The following is a 17,256-nucleotide window of genomic DNA, read 5'->3' as shown; positions in this document are numbered from 1 at the left end:
TGCCACAACAGCAAAGGTTACCGCCATGCGTGATGTCATGTCCCCCCGATACTTGCCGCTTCGCCCCTACCGCATCACGCGCGGCAAACGGCAGATGCGTGAGAAGCGCACGGCCCAGGCGCTGATGATCTTCGGCATCGTGCTCGCCTGCGTCGAATTCTATGTGATCCTCGGCTCGCTCTGAGGCCCCATCATGAACAGCATGGGAAGACTGCGCCCGGGTGGCGCGATCACTGCGCTCGTCACGCCGTTCCGCAACGGCGAAGTCGATGGCGCAGCATTGGAAGCCCTTGTTGAATGGCAGGTGCTGAGCGGCGTCGATGGACTCGCTCTCTGCACGGCGGCGGGTGAAGGGCTGAGCCTCTCACCACAGGAACGCCGCATGGTGCTCGACATCTGCATCCGGGCCGCGGCGGACCGTATTCCGGTGATCGCCGCGGCCGGAACCAATTGCACCGAGAGTACGATCGCGTTTATCCGGGATGCGGAAGAACGCGGTGCCCGCGCTGTGCTTATCACCGTACCCTATTATTCCAAGCCAGGGCAGAAGGGCTTTCTGCATCATTTCCAGCAAATCGCTGCGGCAAGCAATCTGCCTGTTCTGATCGAGAATGCGCCCGCACGCACGGCGAGTGACCTGACGGTGGAAACGCTGGAGCGACTTGCCGAACTCGAAGCGATTGTCGCCATCATCGATGCTACCGGGGATATCGCCCGCTTCGCCAACGTGCCGGCGGCGCTGCGGCACCGCTTCCGTTTCCTGTCCGGCCATGACGGAGCGGCGCTTTCTTTTCATCTGGCGGGTGGCGACGGCATCGTGTCGGCGGCTGCCAATATCCTCCCGCGTCTCGTCACATCGCTGCAGCAGGCGGCCCATGGGAGCTATATTTCCGCAGCGCTGGCGCTCAGCGACAGGCTGAATCCGCTCGTGACTGCACTGGGTTCGGAGAGTGATCCAGCCCGGCTGAAATATGCGCTGCAGGTTCTGCGCGGCACGGAGCCCGATCTTCGCTTGCCACTCGTACCGGCAGAGGCCGAAAGCCGCTTCGCGATCGTAGCTGCGCTTTCTCCTTTTGTCGGCGGCAGCGCTCAGCGCATGGCGCTATCCCTATGAGATTTTAATATTTTCGCTTCCGGCGCCAAATGGAAACCCTATCCGCCAGCATCTATCTTGATGAGCGTGACACCGCCGCGACACTCAAACGGCGGTTGAGTTAGACTTCGAAAGGACAAACGATGTCACGCCTGACTGATATCAATGCCAAGACCGACCCGCTGCAACGTGGCGTAAGCGCCCATGCGGCCGATCCCTCCCATCCGCTGTTTGCCGGCCTGGTTGCCGTCGCACCGCGGCTCGGCGCCGTTATGGCTTTCGCCGGGCTCGTGCAGATGAGCTTCCATCTTATTTCCCAGTAAGCGCGGATCGAGGATCACGACAATGGCAAATGCACAGCAACGCCGGCAGATTTCGGCTCCTCTCACTCCTCGTCCGGCTCGCTTCACCGTCGGTCGCGACAAGGGCGGCCGCTGGATCGTCCAGGATCGGGAGGGGCTCGTCGGCGGTCTCTTCATCAATGAAGCCGCGGCCCTTCATTTCGCCGCGGAAGAGTGCAACCACAATCCCGATGAGATCTGCCGCGCCGCAACGGGCATAGTGCTCGATTTTGCACCTCTTGCGCGTAACACCGGCAATATCCACTAAATACTGTGCCGTTCCTGCCATTTTGAAACAGCAGGAGCGGCACCAGGCCCAGGATTTCCAACTTTTCCTTAACTGCCATCCTGATAGAGTCCCGCTTGCAGAGACTATATGTGCCGCGAGACCAATGCCGAAACCGAACTTCCGCTTCACCCATTACGATATCAAGGAACAGCGCGCCGGAACGATCGTCGAGGTGTCTCTGAGCGCCGTGAACAATGTGCGGCTGATGACGGCTCCGAACTTCCAGCGGTTCACCGAAGTGCTCGATTTCAAATATATCGGCGGTATCGCGCGCAAGTCGCCGGTCAGGCTCGCCATCCCCGAGAGCGGCCACTGGCATATCGTCGTCGATATGGAAGGCCATCACGGGCTGGCGGATTCTTCCGTCAAGCTGATCACCGCTCCGGCCGCACAGAAGCGCGCCTGACATTAGCGCTGCCTGATCTCAGCGCGGATTGCGCTCCTTGCGAAGTTTTGCCCACCAGTCCAGCCGTTTGCGGATCTCGCGTTCGAAACCGCGTTCCGGCGGATCGTAAAAAGTCTGGCGGCCCATCTTTTCGGGAAAATAATCCTGGCCTGAGAATGCATCCGGCTCATCGTGGTCGTAGCGGTAACCATCGCCATATCCCTCGCCCTTCATCAGCTTCGTCGGCGCGTTGAGGATATGCTTCGGCGGCAGGAGCGAGCCATTCTGCTTGGCGGCCATCGTCGCCGCCTTGAAGGCGGTATAGACGGCATTGGATTTCGGGGCGGTCGCGAGATAGACGCAAGCTTGCGCGAACGCCAGCTCGCCTTCCGGCGAACCGAGATAGTCATAGGCATCTTTGGCAGCGTTGCAGATTACCAGCGCCTGCGGATCGGCAAGGCCGATATCTTCCACCGCCATGCGCACCAGCCGCCGGCCGAGATAGAGCGGATCCTCGCCGGCATCGAACATACGTGCAAGGTAGTAGAGGGCGGCATCGGGATCGGAGCCGCGGACCGACTTGTGAAGCGCCGAGATCAGATTGTAATGGCCGTCCTGCGCCTTGTCGTAGACAGGCGCCCGGCGTTGGACGATGCGCGTCAGGCCTTCGGTATCGAAGGTCTCGCCCTCGCGAGCGGCGCGCCAGACTTCTTCAGCCAGCGTCAGCACCGCGCGGCCATCGCCATCAGCCATGCGGATCAGGCTGGCGCGTGCGTCCTCGGTCAACGGCAGTAGCCTGCCCTCGACCGTCTCGGCACGTTTCAGCAATTCCTCGAGGCTCTCTTCGTCATGCGACTTGAAGGTCAGCACCCGGGCGCGCGACAGAAGAGCGGCGTTGAGCTCGAAGGACGGGTTTTCCGTCGTCGCGCCGACGAGGATGACTGTGCCATCCTCCATGACCGGCAGGAAACTGTCCTGCTGGGCGCGGTTGAAGCGATGGATCTCGTCGACGAAGAGCAGCGTCTGGCGGCCATCCATGCGGCGCATGCGGGCGGCCTCGAACACCTTCTTGAGATCGGCAACGCCGGAGAAGATCGCCGAGATCTGTTCGAACGCCAGACCCGCCTCGCCCGACAGCAGCCGCGCGACCGTCGTCTTACCGGTTCCTGGCGGCCCCCAGAAGATCATGGAGCCAAGAGAGCCGCTCTCGATCATCCGGCGCAGAACGCCATCCTCACCGGTCAGATGTTCCTGACCGGTGACGTCGCCAAGTGTCTTCGGCCGCAGGCGATCGGCAAGCGGCCGCCGGCTGGCGACCTCTTCCGGAACACGCGGCGCGAAGAGATCGTCACTCATCGGAAGAACTGCCTGATGCGCTGACCATCGCGTTCGATCTCGACCCGCCAGAGGCTGGGATCGGAATCGGCGATCTCCTGCAGGTCGCGGCTGGTTTTCACTTCGGCCCCATTGATGGAAACGATGATATCCTTCGGCTCGAAGCCGAGTCGGGAAGCAGGAGACCCGCCCTCGACATCGGAGATAACCACACCCGCCGAATCGAGCGGCATCCTCAGTTCATCGGCCACACGCGGCGAAAGGTTTTCCACGACCGCACCGGTAAAGGGCGTGCGTCCGCCGATCGTGCGCTGATCGCGAGGCTGGGTTTCCGGCGCGCGGGCAAGGGCAAGCGTTATCTGCTGCTCGCGCCCGTTCTCCATGACCGTCAGGTTGACCGACCTGCCGAGGCCGGCCGTCGTCAATCGATAGAGAAGCGCATCCGGATGTTCGACAGAGACGCCATCGACGGCGGTGATGACCTCGCCCGCCTTGAGGCCGGCCTTGGCTGCCGGGCTATCCGCCGTGACCTTGGCGATCAGTGCACCGCGCGCCTTGTCGAGGCCGAGCGCATCGGCGACCTCAGAGGTCACCGGATCGAAGCTCGCACCGATATAGGGCCGCTCGAAGGATTTGACGCCGGAATCGGCCGAGGTCAGGAAGACCTTGACGAGATTGGCTGGAATGGCAAAGCCGATACCGTTCGAGCCGCCGCCGCGCGAGAAGATCGCCGTGTTGATGCCAATCAACTCACCCTTCATGTTCATCAGCGCGCCGCCGGAATTGCCGGGATTGATCGAGGCATCCGTCTGGATGAAAAAGCCGAACTCGTTCTTGACCACCTGATTGCGGGCAAGCGCCGAAACGATGCCGCTGGTGACGGTCTGGCCGACGCCGAAGGGATTGCCAATCGCCAGCACGAGATCGCCTACTTCCACCGCATCGGAATTGCCGATCGGCAGTGTCGGGAAATCCGCCTTGCTGTCGATCTTCAACACCGCGAGATCGACGCGGTCGTCACGCAGAACCACCTTGCAAGGGAATTCGCGGCCGTCGGACAGCGCCACCTTGATATCATCGGCGCCCTCGACGACGTGATTGTTGGTCACCACGGTGCCGTTCGCTTCGACGATGACGCCGGAGCCAAGCGAAGACTGCTTCTCGGAACGGTTCGGCATCTGTTGGCCGAAGAACTGTTCGAAGAAGGGGTCGCCGGCAAAGGGCGACTGACGCTGGACGGTCTTTTCGGCATAGACATTCACCACGGCACCCGAGGTCTGTTTGACCAGCGGCGCGAAGGAAAGCTGCATCTGCATCTGGCTTTCCGGCACGGTCTTGGTCTGCGCTTCGGCGACCGCCGGCAGCAGGAGCGTGAATGCCAGAAGAGAAACGGAGGCGTGTTTAAACAGGCCTTGCATGGGAATCCTTTTGAAATGCTCTCAAGAAAAATGTTGTAGCGCCCGACGCTAGAAAGGAAAGAGGGCGGAAGCATGGAAGATCGAGGCATCGCGGATTTGGGAATTTGAATCAGGAAAATCAAGCAGGTTACTGATATCTAAGCTCAAAAGCAGGACATAGTCACCGCGCAGGGACAACGTCCTCAAAGCCGGCGGACGGGTTTGATCCTTGCCATAAAACGGACCTGTATCATCTTTGCCGTGAGACCGAAACAGAGTGTCCTTGCAGCAGGAGAGACCATGAAGACCACCATCCTATTAGCAGCAGCCTGCGCCACGCTTCTCACGTTTGCACCACAAGGCGCGCAGGCAGCGAGCTTCAACTGCGATGCAAAGGAGCTGCAGCCAGATGAGAAGGTGATCTGTGAGAACCGGTCTCTCAACGACGCTGATGTGAAGATGGTGACGACCTTCGAGCTGCTGTCGGGACTGCTGGCCATGGGCGCGCGCGGTACGCTGCAGGACGAGCAGACCGCGTGGCTGAAGAAGCGGCAGGCCTGTGGCGCGGATGCTGCCTGCATTGGTGCTGCCTATCAGGAACGGTTGAAGCAGCTCGGCGAGACCTACAAGAACATCAATCGGCCCCTCTAAGGGTTCAGTCTTGATCTCCCCGGCCGCCCTGGAAATCGGCAATCATCTCGTTGATGAGGCTTGCGGCCTGGCGCAGACGTTCCTCGCCATAGGTAGCGCCATGTTCGTCTGCCCAGACAGCCTGGCGGCCGGAGATGTCGGCAAGCGCCCTCCTCCCCGCCTCGGTCAGTTCCATCAGCTTGGCACGCTGGTGGATCGGGTTGGCCCGGTAGGTAATCAGCCCCTCTCCTTCAAGAAGATCGGCGATCCGCTGCACGCCCTGGCGGGCAAGACCGAGCGCACGCGCCGTATCGGCAACCGACATCGGCGCGTGGTCGGCAGCAGCAAGCACCTGCCAGCGCGCGCTGGTCTGGCCGGCAGGTTTGGCAAGCGCGTCGCCTTCAGCCTGCAAGTGGGCGGAAAGGCGGATCACGGCGATGGAGAGGGCGGCAAAGGCATCGCCATCAGGCGTACGTTTTCTCGTCATCTTGACAACATATTGTCATGTGTTAATAATGACAATATGTTGTCATATGATGCAGCAACTCGCAAGGAGGAGCATATGAAGAAGACCTATCACGGAAGCTGCCATTGCGGCCGGATCCGCTACGAGGCCGATATCGACATTCAGGCCGGGACGGGAAAGTGCAATTGCTCGATCTGCTGGAAGCTCCGCTACTGGGGCACGAACATCAAGCCAGAGGATTTCCGCCTGTTGTGCGAGGAAACAGGCATCAGCGATTATCAGTTCGGAACCTTTTCGGGCCATCATCGCTTCTGCGCCAATTGTGGGGTACCTGCATATGGCGACGGTTACATCGAGGCAATGGGCGGCGCTTATGTCTCGATCAATCTCGCCTGCCTTGACGATCTCGATCCCGCCGAGCTTGCCGAGGCGCCGGTGCAGTATTTCGATGGCAGGAATAACAGCTGGTGGACCGTACCGGCAGAGACACGACATCTGTGAAAAAGAAAAAGCCCCTGATTTGCAATCAGGGGCTCTACCTAATCCACAATAAATCGGCTTATCGCGCGTTCAGATCACGTACAGCGCCGCGATCAGCGCTGGTTGCGAAGGCCGCATAGGCCTTGAGCGCGGTCGAGACGTTGCGCTTGCGCGGCTCGGACGGATGCCAGCCCTTCTGATCCTGCTCGGCGCGGCGGGTGGCAAGTTCCGCATCGCTGACACGCAGGCTGATCGTCCGGTTCGGGATATCGATGTCGATCATGTCGCCCTGGCGCACGAGACCGATGACGCCACCGTTAGCAGCTTCCGGTGAAGCGTGGCCGATAGAGAGACCGGAGGTGCCGCCGGAGAAGCGGCCGTCGGTGATCAGCGCGCAGGCCTTGCCGAGACCCTTCGACTTCAGGTAGCTCGTCGGATAGAGCATTTCCTGCATGCCGGGGCCGCCCTTCGGACCTTCGTAGCGGATGACGACGACATCACCGGCAACGACCTCGTTGCCCAGAATGCCCTTGACGGCGGCATCCTGGCTTTCGAAGACCTTGGCCGGGCCGGAGAACTTCAGGATCGATTCATCGACGCCGGCCGTCTTCACGATGCAGCCGTCGACCGCCAGATTGCCCTTGAGAACTGCGAGGCCACCATCCTTGGAGAACGGATGCTCGACCGAGCGGATGACGCCGCCGACGCGGTCGGTATCGAGATCGTCCCAACGGGCCTCCTGGCTGAAGGCGACCTGTGTCGGGATGCCGCCGGGAGCCGCGCGATAGAATTTGCGGACGGTCTCGCTGTTGGTGCGGGTAATGTCCCAGCGATCGATCGCATCGCCCAGCGTCTCGGCATGAACCGTAGGGCAGTCGCGATTGAGGAGGCCACCCTTATCGAGCTCGCCCAGGATCGACATGATGCCGCCGGCGCGGTGAACGTCTTCCATGTGAACGTCGGACTTGGCCGGCGCAACCTTGGAAAGGCAGGGAACGCGGCGCGACAGCGCGTCGATGTCGGCCATGGTGAAGTCCACCTCGCCTTCATGCGCAGCCGCCAGAATGTGCAGAACGGTGTTGGTAGAGCCGCCCATGGCGATATCAAGCGCCATGGCATTCTCGAAAGCCTGCTTCGAGGCAATCACGCGCGGCAGGGTCTTCTCATCCTCCTGCTCGTAATAACGGCGAGCGAGATCGACGATCAGGTGGCCGGCCTCAACGAAGAGCCGCTTGCGGTCGGCGTGCGTTGCAAGCGTCGAGCCGTTGCCGGGCAGCGACAGGCCCAGTGCTTCCGTCAGGCAGTTCATGGAGTTTGCGGTAAACATACCGGAGCATGAACCGCAGGTCGGACAGGCCGAACGCTCGATGATCTTGACGTCTTCATCGGAGATCTTGTCGTCGGCAGCAGCGACCATGGCATCGACGAGGTCGAGCGCATGGGTCTTGCCATGCAGGACGACCTTGCCAGCCTCCATCGGGCCGCCGGATACGAAGACTGTGGGTATGTTGAGGCGCAGCGAGGCCATCAGCATGCCGGGGGTGATCTTGTCGCAATTGGAAATGCAGACCATGGCGTCGGCGCAGTGGGCATTGACCATGTATTCGACGCTATCGGCGATCAGCTCGCGCGAGGGCAGCGAATAGAGCATGCCGTCATGACCCATGGCGATACCATCATCAACGGCGATCGTGTTGAATTCCTTGGCAACGCCGCCCGCCGCTTCGATTTCGCGGGCGACAAGCTGGCCGAGATCCTTGAGGTGAACGTGGCCGGGGACGAATTGCGTGAAGGAGTTCACTACAGCGATGATCGGCTTGCCGAAATCCGAATCCTTCATGCCCGTGGCGCGCCAAAGGCCGCGCGCGCCCGCCATGTTGCGGCCGTGGGTCGTGGTTCTGGAACGATAAGCTGGCATCGGTGTCTTCCTCAATATCCAGGAATTGTCTGGCGATGCGGGGCGGCAAAGGATTTGCGAAGGCCGGGCAGTCGCTGCTCTTTGGAATTGTCCTAATCCAATCGGCCCAAGCTGTCACTACCGGGAATGCCCAAAGCGGTACGGGCGGCACCATCAGGCATATACGGATACTAGGGCACATTTGTTACGGTCTATTCCATCACGGGCGAACACAAAAAATTGGCTTTTCGTCTCTAAGATTCAAGGCATACACACTGACCCAAAGCGCGCTATCTGCGTCTAAAGATTCACACGGGCCGCCCCGCCCAGGAGGAATTCGATATGCCAGCCTATCGTCCGCCCAAAATCCGCTCCTCGGAAATCACGCCGCGCGAGATTTACCTGAAGCGCCGGGAATTTCTCGGCGCTGCGACGTTTGGCGCGATCGCGCTCTACGGCGCTGGCAAGGCGAGTGCGGCAGCACTGACGACCGTCAAGAGCAAGTACACGGTCGATGAGAAGCTGACGCCGATCAAGGACGTGACCACCTACAATAACTTCTACGAATTCGGCCTCGACAAGGGTGATCCCGCAGCACTTTCCGGCAAGTTCAAGCCGCTGCCCTGGACGATCAAGGTCGACGGCATGGTCAACAAGCCCGGCACCTTCGATATCGAGGCGCTGATGAAGGAGTTCCCGATCGAGGAGCGCGTCTATCGCATGCGCTGCGTGGAAGCCTGGTCGATGGTCATTCCGTGGAACGGCTTTCCGCTTGCTTCACTTCTCGACAAGGTGGAGCCGCAGGGCAGCGCCAAATATGTCGCCTTCGAGACCGTTGTGCGCCCCGAAGAGATGCCCGGCCAGGCCGGCCTCTTCCAGTCGCTGAACTGGCCCTATGTCGAGGGCCTGCGCATGGACGAGGCACGCCATCCGCTGACGCTGCTCGCCGTCGGGCTCTATGGCGAAACGCTGCCGAACCAGAATGGCGCGCCGGTGCGCCTCGTCGTGCCATGGAAGTATGGTTTCAAGGGCATCAAGTCGATCGTACGCATAACGCTCACCGATCAGCAGCCGAAGAATACCTGGCAGGTGACAAACCCGCAGGAATACGGCTTTTATGCCAACGTCAATCCTGCAGTCGACCATCCGCGCTGGAGCCAGGCGACCGAGCGGCGCATCGGCGAAAGCGGTTTCTTCGGCGCCAACCGCCACCCCACCCTGCCCTTCAACGGCTATGCCGACCAAGTTGCCAGCCTTTATGACGGCATGGATCTGAGGGTCAATTTCTGATGACGGCGTTTTCGCTCGCCATTCCGAAGCGCTGGCAGCCGGCGTCCGTCTGGCTGCTCTATGTCGTCGGGCTCGTGCCCGCCGCCTGGTATTTCTATCTCGGCGCGACAGATCAACTCGGTGCCGATCCGGTGAAGACATTCGAGCTCTTTCTCGGCATCTGGACGATCCGTTTCCTGATCCTGACGCTTGCCGTCACCCCTGCCCGCGATCTCCTTGGCTGGAACTATCTGCGTTATCGCCGCGCGCTCGGCCTTCTGACCTTCTACTACGCGCTGATGCATTTCACCGTCTACATGGTGCTCGATCAGGCGCTGGATATCGCGGCCGTCATCAACGATGTGGTGAAGCGCCCCTTCATCATGTTCGGCATGGGCGCACTGGCGATGCTGGTGCCGCTCGCCGTCACATCCAATAATTTCTCGATCCGCCGCCTCGGCAAGAACTGGATCTGGTTGCATCGCCTCATCTACATCATCGGTGCCTGTGCCGCGCTGCACTTTGCACTGTCCACGAAGATCCTCGACCTCGAACAGTATATTTATGTCGGCTTGATCATCGCGCTGATCCTCTATCGCTCCTACAAGCCGATCGGGCGGAGCCGGAAGAAGGGGCAAGGGCAAGGACGAGCACGTGGCGGCCGCGCCGTGGTTTCATCGGCTTCGTAACGCCGCGTTAGGGCCTCGAAGGCGATGATTGCCTACGCGCCGGATCAAGCGCATAAGCGGCCGCTATTCCGAAAGCGTATGCGACAATATTCCAGAGCGAGAATACCCGCCCTAGCAGCAAGGCGCCTGCGGTCGTCAATCTGAAGGCATCGAGCCAGGGGGTGTGGTAGAGCCGGAAGAGCTCGACGCATATGGCGACAGCGAGTGCGATGGTGGCAATTCCTGCAGGCCGAATTCTTGTACTAAGGCCTCCAACAGCAAATGCCAGCAGGAAATACACCATCGATCCCCAAAGCAGCGAACCACCATATTTGACGACGACGAAGGGCAGATCGACGGAGTAGCCGAAGCGCCTGAGCAGCAGGCCCGAAATGATGATCAGGAATAGGGCTGCGAGGCGCTGCAACTGCCTGCCTTGAATCGCTCCGCTCAATTGCAATCGACCACCATGATCTCAACTGATTTGAACGCCTAATTGCGATGCAGCAAATTATCAAGCTGGTGCTGTCCTGGCCTAGCCGAGCCTGATAGCTTCCTACTGCTTCGAAACGAGTCTCGGGATCACTCGCAAGAACATGCCGAAAGTTGCCGCACTTCAAGGATTGCTCCCTCTACTGGACAGGCATCTGATCGACCGACCGGCCGATCTTCCGCGCAATGGCATCGAACGCTTCGTCGTCGAATTCTTCTATTTCGGAGTCAAGGAAGCGCGGGCATGCCTCTTCGCGGGTCTGTTTTTTCTATCGGTTTTTCTGGTGCCGCGTGCAGGCCTTATCGGTATCCCGCGCTACGATCTGCTGCTGATTATCGCTCTTGCGATCCAGGCCTGGATGGTCTGGGCAAAACTCGAGACCATCGATGAGTTGAAGGCGATTTCCGTCTTCCATGTGGTCGGTTTTGCATTGGAGGTCTTCAAGACGTCCGGCAGTATCCAATCCTGGAGCTATCCGGATTTCGCCTATACGAAGCTCTTCGGCGTCCCGCTGTTTTCCGGCTTCATGTACGCGGCCGTCGGCAGCTATGTCATCCAGGCCTGGCGCCTGTTTGATCTGCGTGTAAGACACCATCCATCCTACTGGATGGCCGGGCTCACGGCATTGGCGATCTACGCCAACTTCTTCACCCACCACTATATCGGCGATTATCGCTGGTATATCGCCGCCTGCACGCTCGGTCTTTATGCGCGCACCACAGTCATCTTCAGGCCCTATGATCAAGACCGCAAGATGCCCCTGCTTCTCGCCTTCGTCCTGATCGGCTTCTTCATCTGGCTTGCGGAGAATATCAGCACCTTCTTCGGCGTTTGGCGCTATCCAAACCAGATCGGCGCGTGGTCGACCGTGCATATCGGCAAGTGGAGTTCGTGGTGCCTGCTGGTGATCATGACCTTTACGATCGTTGCAAACCTCAAGCATATCAAACACAAGATCCACGTGCCTGAATGAATTTCCGAAACGGGCAGAGAACCAGGACATGTGTGGAGCGAACGCCGGGCCGGCTTTTATTTCGCCATCCCTATGTGCTCATAAGGAGCGCCAAGCTTGATTGACCATATCACCGTCGCTGTAAGCGATCTCACAAAGAGCAGGCTCTTTTACGAGAGAGCCTTCGCACCCTTGGGATACACATTGTCCTTCGGGAAGGAGAACGTGTTCTGGGCCTTCGATATCGGCAATGGTTGCCTGTTCGAAATCCAGCAGGCCGATAGCGCTCCGCCTCTGACACGCATCCACGTCGCTTTTCGAGCCAAGAACAGGGCTGACGTCGATGCGTTCTATCAAAGCGCTCTAGCAGCCGGCGCGCGGGACAATGGCGCACCTGGCCCGCGCCCGGATTACGCGCCCGATTACTCTGCCTGCTTTATTCTCGATCCCGATGGCTACAATATCGAAGCCATGATCAATCAGCCGCTCAACAAAGCTTGAACAGAAGCGAGCTCAAACGCCCAAACGAAAAAAGCCGGGCAAAGCCCGGCTTTCCTGTTTCCGTAACCGGAAAATCTTAGGCAGCGACAGACTGCTCTTCAGCAGCGACGCGAGCCTTGTCGGCTGCGCCCTTTGCATAGGTGTCGCGGTCAACGAATTCGATGACAGCAAGAGCAGCGTTGTCGCCCTGGCGGAAGCCAGCCTTCATGATACGCAGGTAGCCGCCGTTGCGGGTTGCGTAACGCGAGGCGATCGTGTCGAACAGCTTGTTGACGACGACAGCATCCTTGATCTGCGAAATCGCCTGACGACGAGCGTGCAGGTCGCCGCGCTTGCCGAGGGTGACGAGCTTCTCGACGATCGGACGGATTTCCTTGGCCTTCGGCAGGGTCGTGACGATCTGCTCGTGGGTGATGAGCGAAGCCGCCATGTTGGCGAACATCGCCTTGCGGTGGCTTGCAGTTCTATTCAGCTTGCGGCCGGCTTTACCATGGCGCATTGCTATTCTCCTTTAATGCAGGTGCCCTTACGCTAACCGGGCCTGCCGTTTCCTGGCACATGCAGGCGATAGGCCTGCTGTTTGACGGGGAAAGGCAGCCGTAAAAAGCCTGCCTTTTTGTTTCTTAATACTGGTCTTCGTAACGCTTGGCGAGATCTTCGATGTTCTCGGGCGGCCATGCAGGCACTTCCATGCCGAGGTGCAGGCCCATGGAAGCGAGAACTTCCTTGATTTCGTTGAGCGACTTGCGACCAAAGTTCGGGGTGCGGAGCATTTCTGCTTCGGTCTTCTGAATGAGGTCGCCGATGTAGACGATATTGTCGTTCTTCAGGCAGTTTGCCGAACGAACGGACAGTTCGAGCTCGTCCACCTTCTTGAGGAGCGCCGGGTTGAAGGCCAGTTCGGTGACTGCCTCTTCTTCGGTTTCCTTCTGCGGTTCGTCGAAGTTGACGAAGACGCCAAGCTGGTCCTGCAGGATGCGAGCCGCGAAAGCGACGGCATCTTCGCCGGAAATAGAGCCATCGGTTTCGATGGACATGGTCAGCTTGTCGTAGTCGAGAACCTGTCCTTCGCGGGTGTTTTCAACCTTGTAGGACACTTTCTTGACCGGCGAATAGAGGCTGTCCACCGGGATGAGGCCGATCGGAGCATCTTCCGCACGATTGCGCTCAGCCGGAACGTAGCCCTTGCCGTTGTTGACGGTGAACTCCATGCGGATCTCGGCACCCTCGTCGAGCGTGCAGATGACATGCTCGGGGTTGAGGATTTCGATATCGCCGACCGTCTGGATGTCGCCAGCCGTTACAACACCCGGACCCTGCTTGCGCACGACCATGCGTTTGGCATCGTCGCCATCCATCTTGATGGCGATTTCCTTGATGTTGAGCACGATGTCCGTAACGTCCTCGCGAACGCCCGGGATCGAGGAGAATTCATGCAGCACGCCGTCGATCTGCACGGCCGTAACAGCGGCACCGCGCAGAGAGGAGAGCAGAACGCGGCGCAGCGCGTTGCCGAGGGTGAGGCCGAAACCGCGCTCAAGCGGCTCTGCAACGAGAGTCGCCTTGGTGCGCGAGCTCGAAGAGAACTCCACCTTGTTCGGCTTGATCAATTCCTGCCAGTTCTTCTGAATCATAATTTTGCCTTCCGTTCGTTGCCACTATCCAATCGTGGCAACCGAGCTTGAAAACCACCGGGAGCGCCGAGGCGCTCACCAGTGACGATAGCGATGATCAGACGCGGCGCTTCTTGCGCGGACGGCAGCCATTGTGCGGGATCGGGGTCACGTCGCGGATGGACGTGATCATGAAACCGGCAGCCTGGAGCGCGCGCAGAGCCGATTCACGGCCGGAACCCGGGCCGCAGACTTCGACTTCCAGCGACTTCATGCCATGTTCCTGAGCCTTCTTGGCGCAGTCTTCGGCAGCGATCTGGGCAGCGAACGGGGTCGACTTGCGTGAGCCCTTGAAGCCCTTAGCGCCAGCAGACGACCAAGCAATCGCATTGCCCTGCGCGTCGGTGATGGTGATCATCGTGTTGTTGAAGGTCGAGTTGACGTGAGCGACACCCGACGAGATGTTCTTGCGCTCGCGACGGCGAACGCGGACGGCTTCCTTAGCCATGGTATTCCTTTCGTTGATCTCTTCACCGCCGTAATCCCAGCGGCTACACCGGAACGGCGCCTATATGACCCCGCTCCAAACTCAAAAGAGGCCGGCGCAGACCGCCAGCCTCCCCACTCCGGTTTCCCGGAAATTACTTCTTCTTACCAGCGATCGCCTTTGCCGGACCCTTGCGGGTGCGGGCATTGGTGTGCGTGCGCTGACCGCGGACTGGAAGGCCACGACGGTGACGCAGGCCGCGGTAGCAGCCGAGGTCCATCAGACGCTTGATGTTCATCGAGGTTTCGCGACGAAGATCACCTTCGACGTGATAGTCACGGTCAATGGTTTCGCGGATCTGAAGGACTTCAGCGTCCGTGAGCTGATGAACGCGGCGATCAGCCGGAATACCGACCTTCTCGACGATTTCCTGCGCGAATTTCGATCCAATCCCGTGAATGTAGGTCAGCGCGATGACGACGCGCTTTGCAGTCGGGATGTTGACGCCAGCGATACGTGCCACGCCTGTTCTCCTTGCATTCCAGTTGCCATCCGGCAATAGGGCTTCGTTATGCAGCCAAAGGCCGCTCGATTAAATTCGGGTTCGTAACATCACAAAACGATCGAACCCGGATTTCCTTCGGGAAATCCGCGCCGATCGCAGGGAATGTCGCGAGTTGGCGCGGTTTAGCGGAATCAGTGCAAAAAAGCAACCGCTCCCGCGAAGTTTATTTTCAAAGCTTTAAAGCTTGGAAAGAATGCGTTCGATCTCGGTGGTAACCTGATCGATTTCGGCCATGCCATCCACGGACTTCAGTTTGCCTTTGGCATAATAGTAGCCGATCAGCGGCGAGGTTTCCTTGTAATAGACCTCGAGACGCTTGGTCATGGTCTCGGCATTGTCGTCGGGACGACGCTTGAAGTGGGTCGAACCGCACTTGTCGCAGACGCCTTCCTTAACCGGGACCTTGTCCGAGTCGTGATAGACGGTGCCGCACTCGGCGCAGGAGTAACGGCCTGCCACGCGGCGGACCAGTTCCTTGTCGTCGACACGGAATTCGATGACGACCGAGAGATCGAGACCCTTGGCCTTCAGCATTGCCTCTGTGGCATCTGCCTGCACGAGCGTGCGCGGGAAGCCGTCGAGGATGAAACCGTTGGCGCAATCGGGCTGATCGATTCGTTCGGAGACGATGGCATTGACAATCTCGTCCGAGACCAGGTTTCCGGCGTCCATGACAGCCTTGGCACGCTTGCCGACTTCAGTACCAGCCTGAACGGCGGCGCGCAGCATGTCACCCGTGGAAAGCTGCGGAATGCCATGCTTTTCCACGATCCGCTGGGCCTGGGTCCCCTTACCCGCGCCCGGCGGCCCCAAAAGTATAAGTCTCATCGCCCCCTCTTTCCTCCACGCAGCTTCGATTTCTTGATCAGGCCTTCGTACTGCTGTGCGATCAGATGGCCCTGGATCTGTGCCACCGTATCAAGAGTTACGCTAACCACGATCAAAAGCGAAGTCCCACCAAGGGATAATGGGATGCCGGTTTGCGACACCAGAATCTCAGGCAGGATGCAGACGAAGACGAGATAGATAGCGCCGATCACCGTGATACGGGTCAGCACGTAGTCGATATATTCGGCAGTGCGATCACCCGGGCGGATGCCCGGGACAAAGCCGCCATGCTTCTTCAGGTTATCGGCCGTGTCCTTCGGATTGAAGACGATGGCCGTGTAGAAAAAGGCAAAGAAGGCGATGAGGGCAGCATAGAGCACCATGTAAAGCGGCTGGCCGTGGCCAAGCGCTGCAACGATGGAGGTCGCCCAGGCGGGCATCGCCGTCGTGCTGGCAAAGCCCGCGAGCGTCGCCGGCAGAAGCAGCAGCGAAGATGCAAAGATAGCCGGGATGACGCCCGAAGTGTTCAACTTCAGCGGCAGGTGCGAGGTATCACCCTGGAACATGCGGTTGCCGACCTGGCGCTTCGGATACTGGATCAGCAGACGGCGCTGCGCACGCTCGACGAAGACGATCACGGCGATGACCGCGATCGCGACGACGATGACGAGCAGAATGAGGCTCGTCGACAGCGCGCCAGTACGGCCGAGCTCCAACGTGCCGGCAAGAGCGGTCGGAAGACCAGCGGCAATGCCTGCGAAGATGATCAGCGAAATGCCGTTGCCGATGCCGCGCGAGGTGATCTGCTCACCGAGCCACATCAGGAACATGGTACCGCCGAGCAGCGTCAGAACGGTGGAAATCTTGAAGAACCAGCCCGGATCGACGACGAGGCCGTTGCCGCTCTCGAGACCAACGGCAATACCGTAGGCCTGAAGCGCGCCGAGGATGACAGTGCCGTAGCGGGTGTACTGGTTGATGATCTTGCGGCCCTGCTCACCTTCCTTCTTCAGGTTTTCGAGCGCCGGCACAACCGAGGTCATGAGCTGCACGATGATCGAAGCGGAGATGTAGGGCATGATGCCGAGCGCGAAGATCGCCATGCGCTGTACGGCGCCGCCCGAGAACATGTTGAAGAGGCCGAGAATGCCGCCAGCCTGGCCCTGGAAGGCCTGGGCGTATGCCTGTGGATTGAGGCCCGGAAGCGGAATATGCGTACCCAACCGGTAGACGAGGAGAGCTGCCAGTGTGAACCACAGGCGCTTCTTAAGATCCTCGGCTTTGGCGAAGGTCGAAAAATTGAGGTTTGAAGCCAGTTGTTCCGCTGCAGAAGCCATGCGTTTCTCCGCGCTACCAATTCCGGGCGCTCTCGAGTCGGCCGGCACCGGAATCAGTATGAATTTCTTTTAAAAACCGGGCTTCGGACGGATCGCTGGCGCAACCCTATGCCTCACCCTCGTTTTCAGTCTTACCGTCTCGACGCGGATGCGTCCAAGTAGGTTTTTGTGAGGCTCACATATGGGAGCAAAATCGCCCGGTGTGAAGCACCCCGGGCGATATATCATCA

22 protein-coding genes are annotated in these 17,256 nt (G+C 59.5%); 11 read left to right on the top strand and 11 right to left on the bottom strand.

Annotation, left to right across the window (positions count from 1 at the left end):
• The first annotated feature begins 25 nt into the window (after nucleotides 1-25).
• The 5 genes from AB8B33_RS06435 (at nucleotide 26) to AB8B33_RS06415 (ending at nucleotide 2,129) form a co-directional block, all read left to right on the top strand.
• Nucleotides 26-184, top strand: a complete 159-nt coding sequence (locus AB8B33_RS06435) for a hypothetical protein (RefSeq protein ID WP_439014714.1) — start codon at nucleotides 26-28, stop codon at nucleotides 182-184.
• Nucleotides 185-193: 9 nt separating this feature from the next.
• Nucleotides 194-1,114, top strand: coding sequence for a 4-hydroxy-tetrahydrodipicolinate synthase (dapA, locus tag AB8B33_RS06430; protein WP_439014713.1), 921 nt, complete (start codon nucleotides 194-196; stop codon nucleotides 1,112-1,114).
• A 122-nt stretch (nucleotides 1,115-1,236) separates the two neighbouring features.
• Entirely contained in the window at nucleotides 1,237-1,416 is a 180-nt protein-coding gene (locus tag AB8B33_RS06425) for a hypothetical protein (protein WP_113324636.1), read from the top strand.
• 22 nt (nucleotides 1,417-1,438) lie between these two features.
• Nucleotides 1,439-1,702 (top strand): hypothetical protein, encoded by a 264-nt coding sequence (locus AB8B33_RS06420; RefSeq protein WP_037106596.1) that lies wholly within the window; start codon nucleotides 1,439-1,441, stop codon nucleotides 1,700-1,702.
• 124 nt (nucleotides 1,703-1,826) lie between these two features.
• On the top strand, nucleotides 1,827-2,129 hold the full coding sequence (locus AB8B33_RS06415; protein ID WP_113324635.1) for a DUF1883 domain-containing protein: 303 nt from the start codon (nucleotides 1,827-1,829) through the stop codon (nucleotides 2,127-2,129).
• Nucleotides 2,130-2,147: 18 nt separating this feature from the next.
• Here AB8B33_RS06415 and AB8B33_RS06410 read toward each other — a convergent pair whose 3' ends face one another.
• Together AB8B33_RS06410 and AB8B33_RS06405 are read right to left on the bottom strand one after the other, a co-directional pair.
• Nucleotides 2,148-3,464 (bottom strand): replication-associated recombination protein A, encoded by a 1,317-nt coding sequence (locus tag AB8B33_RS06410; protein WP_439014712.1) that lies wholly within the window; start codon nucleotides 3,462-3,464, stop codon nucleotides 2,148-2,150.
• Nucleotides 3,461-4,861: a DegQ family serine endoprotease gene (locus AB8B33_RS06405; RefSeq protein WP_439014711.1), complete on the bottom strand. Its 1,401-nt coding sequence runs from the start codon at nucleotides 4,859-4,861 to the stop codon at nucleotides 3,461-3,463. The genes AB8B33_RS06410 and AB8B33_RS06405 overlap by 4 nt, the downstream gene beginning before the upstream one ends.
• 279 nt (nucleotides 4,862-5,140) lie before the next feature.
• On the opposite strand from AB8B33_RS06405, the gene AB8B33_RS06400 reads away from it, so the two are divergent.
• On the top strand, nucleotides 5,141-5,491 hold the full coding sequence (locus AB8B33_RS06400; protein WP_439014710.1) for a lysozyme inhibitor LprI family protein: 351 nt from the start codon (nucleotides 5,141-5,143) through the stop codon (nucleotides 5,489-5,491).
• A 4-nt stretch (nucleotides 5,492-5,495) separates the two neighbouring features.
• On the opposite strand, the gene AB8B33_RS06395 is transcribed toward AB8B33_RS06400, so the two are convergent.
• The gene (locus AB8B33_RS06395) at nucleotides 5,496-5,957 is read right to left on the bottom strand and encodes a MarR family winged helix-turn-helix transcriptional regulator (protein WP_439014709.1); all 462 of its coding nucleotides are present in this window, start codon (nucleotides 5,955-5,957) and stop codon (nucleotides 5,496-5,498) included.
• Between the two features lie 75 nt (nucleotides 5,958-6,032).
• On the opposite strand from AB8B33_RS06395, the gene AB8B33_RS06390 reads away from it, so the two are divergent.
• Nucleotides 6,033-6,437, top strand: coding sequence for a GFA family protein (locus tag AB8B33_RS06390; protein ID WP_113324630.1), 405 nt, complete (start codon nucleotides 6,033-6,035; stop codon nucleotides 6,435-6,437).
• Between the two features lie 58 nt (nucleotides 6,438-6,495).
• Here the strand turns inward: AB8B33_RS06390 and ilvD are convergent, their stop codons facing one another.
• A complete protein-coding gene (gene ilvD / locus AB8B33_RS06385) occupies nucleotides 6,496-8,334 on the bottom strand; it encodes a dihydroxy-acid dehydratase (RefSeq protein ID WP_439014708.1) in 1,839 nt (612 codons plus the stop codon).
• A gap of 321 nt (nucleotides 8,335-8,655) precedes the next feature.
• Between ilvD and msrP the strand changes: the two genes are divergently transcribed.
• Nucleotides 8,656-9,603, top strand: coding sequence for a protein-methionine-sulfoxide reductase catalytic subunit MsrP (msrP, locus tag AB8B33_RS06380; RefSeq protein ID WP_113324628.1), 948 nt, complete (start codon nucleotides 8,656-8,658; stop codon nucleotides 9,601-9,603).
• Complete coding sequence (gene msrQ, locus AB8B33_RS06375) at nucleotides 9,603-10,271, top strand: protein-methionine-sulfoxide reductase heme-binding subunit MsrQ (protein ID WP_439014707.1); 669 nt, start codon at nucleotides 9,603-9,605, stop codon at nucleotides 10,269-10,271. The genes msrP and msrQ overlap by 1 nt, the downstream gene beginning before the upstream one ends.
• A gap of 7 nt (nucleotides 10,272-10,278) precedes the next feature.
• Here the strand turns inward: msrQ and AB8B33_RS06370 are convergent, their stop codons facing one another.
• Nucleotides 10,279-10,677: a DUF2809 domain-containing protein gene (locus tag AB8B33_RS06370; protein ID WP_439014706.1), complete on the bottom strand. Its 399-nt coding sequence runs from the start codon at nucleotides 10,675-10,677 to the stop codon at nucleotides 10,279-10,281.
• Between the two features lie 169 nt (nucleotides 10,678-10,846).
• Between AB8B33_RS06370 and AB8B33_RS06365 the strand changes: the two genes are divergently transcribed.
• A complete protein-coding gene (locus AB8B33_RS06365) occupies nucleotides 10,847-11,716 on the top strand; it encodes a DUF817 domain-containing protein (RefSeq protein ID WP_439014705.1) in 870 nt (289 codons plus the stop codon).
• A gap of 96 nt (nucleotides 11,717-11,812) precedes the next feature.
• A complete protein-coding gene (locus tag AB8B33_RS06360) occupies nucleotides 11,813-12,196 on the top strand; it encodes a VOC family protein (RefSeq protein ID WP_439014704.1) in 384 nt (127 codons plus the stop codon).
• 76 nt (nucleotides 12,197-12,272) lie between these two features.
• On the opposite strand, the gene rplQ is transcribed toward AB8B33_RS06360, so the two are convergent.
• The 6 genes from rplQ to secY form a co-directional block, all read right to left on the bottom strand.
• Nucleotides 12,273-12,695 carry a 50S ribosomal protein L17 gene (rplQ, locus tag AB8B33_RS06355; protein WP_007812897.1) on the bottom strand — a complete coding sequence of 141 codons (423 nt, stop codon included), beginning with the start codon at nucleotides 12,693-12,695 and terminating at the stop codon, nucleotides 12,273-12,275.
• A gap of 124 nt (nucleotides 12,696-12,819) precedes the next feature.
• Nucleotides 12,820-13,830 (bottom strand): DNA-directed RNA polymerase subunit alpha, encoded by a 1,011-nt coding sequence (locus AB8B33_RS06350; RefSeq protein ID WP_007812895.1) that lies wholly within the window; start codon nucleotides 13,828-13,830, stop codon nucleotides 12,820-12,822.
• 97 nt (nucleotides 13,831-13,927) lie between these two features.
• Nucleotides 13,928-14,317 carry a 30S ribosomal protein S11 gene (gene rpsK, locus AB8B33_RS06345; RefSeq protein ID WP_003547577.1) on the bottom strand — a complete coding sequence of 130 codons (390 nt, stop codon included), beginning with the start codon at nucleotides 14,315-14,317 and terminating at the stop codon, nucleotides 13,928-13,930.
• A 133-nt stretch (nucleotides 14,318-14,450) separates the two neighbouring features.
• Nucleotides 14,451-14,819, bottom strand: coding sequence for a 30S ribosomal protein S13 (gene rpsM / locus AB8B33_RS06340; protein WP_439014703.1), 369 nt, complete (start codon nucleotides 14,817-14,819; stop codon nucleotides 14,451-14,453).
• Between the two features lie 219 nt (nucleotides 14,820-15,038).
• On the bottom strand, nucleotides 15,039-15,689 hold the full coding sequence (locus AB8B33_RS06335; RefSeq protein ID WP_113324623.1) for an adenylate kinase: 651 nt from the start codon (nucleotides 15,687-15,689) through the stop codon (nucleotides 15,039-15,041).
• The gene (gene secY / locus AB8B33_RS06330; protein WP_439014702.1) at nucleotides 15,686-17,026 is read right to left on the bottom strand and encodes a preprotein translocase subunit SecY; all 1,341 of its coding nucleotides are present in this window, start codon (nucleotides 17,024-17,026) and stop codon (nucleotides 15,686-15,688) included. Before secY ends, AB8B33_RS06335 begins: the two co-directional genes overlap by 4 nt.
• Nucleotides 17,027-17,256: the final 230 nt, after the last annotated feature.

It is taken from the genome of Rhizobium sp. 768_B6_N1_8 (genome assembly GCF_051811225.1).
GTDB lineage: Bacteria > Pseudomonadota > Alphaproteobacteria > Rhizobiales > Rhizobiaceae > Rhizobium.
The sequence above is the reverse complement of the archived record's forward strand: the minus strand, read 5'-3'. Positions and strand labels throughout refer to the sequence as shown.

What these genes read in the sequence shown, in the direction of transcription:
- AB8B33_RS06415 (WP_113324635.1), top strand. Translation starts at nt 1,827, where the DNA reads ATGCCGAAACCGAACTTCCGCTTCACCCATTACGATATCAAGGAACAG.
- AB8B33_RS06335 (WP_113324623.1), bottom strand. Translation starts at nt 15,689, where the DNA reads ATGAGACTTATACTTTTGGGGCCGCCGGGCGCGGGTAAGGGGACCCAG.
- AB8B33_RS06395 (WP_439014709.1), bottom strand. Translation starts at nt 5,957, where the DNA reads ATGACGAGAAAACGTACGCCTGATGGCGATGCCTTTGCCGCCCTCTCC.
- AB8B33_RS06350 (WP_007812895.1), bottom strand. Translation starts at nt 13,830, where the DNA reads ATGATTCAGAAGAACTGGCAGGAATTGATCAAGCCGAACAAGGTGGAG.
- msrQ (WP_439014707.1), top strand. Translation starts at nt 9,603, where the DNA reads ATGACGGCGTTTTCGCTCGCCATTCCGAAGCGCTGGCAGCCGGCGTCC.
- msrP (WP_113324628.1), top strand. Translation starts at nt 8,656, where the DNA reads ATGCCAGCCTATCGTCCGCCCAAAATCCGCTCCTCGGAAATCACGCCG.
- ilvD (WP_439014708.1), bottom strand. Translation starts at nt 8,334, where the DNA reads ATGCCAGCTTATCGTTCCAGAACCACGACCCACGGCCGCAACATGGCG.
- AB8B33_RS06425 (WP_113324636.1), top strand. Translation starts at nt 1,237, where the DNA reads ATGTCACGCCTGACTGATATCAATGCCAAGACCGACCCGCTGCAACGT.
- dapA (WP_439014713.1), top strand. Translation starts at nt 194, where the DNA reads ATGAACAGCATGGGAAGACTGCGCCCGGGTGGCGCGATCACTGCGCTC.
- AB8B33_RS06405 (WP_439014711.1), bottom strand. Translation starts at nt 4,861, where the DNA reads ATGCAAGGCCTGTTTAAACACGCCTCCGTTTCTCTTCTGGCATTCACG.
- AB8B33_RS06410 (WP_439014712.1), bottom strand. Translation starts at nt 3,464, where the DNA reads ATGAGTGACGATCTCTTCGCGCCGCGTGTTCCGGAAGAGGTCGCCAGC.
- AB8B33_RS06400 (WP_439014710.1), top strand. Translation starts at nt 5,141, where the DNA reads ATGAAGACCACCATCCTATTAGCAGCAGCCTGCGCCACGCTTCTCACG.
- AB8B33_RS06435 (WP_439014714.1), top strand. Translation starts at nt 26, where the DNA reads ATGCGTGATGTCATGTCCCCCCGATACTTGCCGCTTCGCCCCTACCGC.
- secY (WP_439014702.1), bottom strand. Translation starts at nt 17,026, where the DNA reads ATGGCTTCTGCAGCGGAACAACTGGCTTCAAACCTCAATTTTTCGACC.
- AB8B33_RS06390 (WP_113324630.1), top strand. Translation starts at nt 6,033, where the DNA reads ATGAAGAAGACCTATCACGGAAGCTGCCATTGCGGCCGGATCCGCTAC.
- rpsK (WP_003547577.1), bottom strand. Translation starts at nt 14,317, where the DNA reads ATGGCTAAGGAAGCCGTCCGCGTTCGCCGTCGCGAGCGCAAGAACATC.
- rplQ (WP_007812897.1), bottom strand. Translation starts at nt 12,695, where the DNA reads ATGCGCCATGGTAAAGCCGGCCGCAAGCTGAATAGAACTGCAAGCCAC.
- AB8B33_RS06365 (WP_439014705.1), top strand. Translation starts at nt 10,847, where the DNA reads ATGCCGAAAGTTGCCGCACTTCAAGGATTGCTCCCTCTACTGGACAGG.
- AB8B33_RS06420 (WP_037106596.1), top strand. Translation starts at nt 1,439, where the DNA reads ATGGCAAATGCACAGCAACGCCGGCAGATTTCGGCTCCTCTCACTCCT.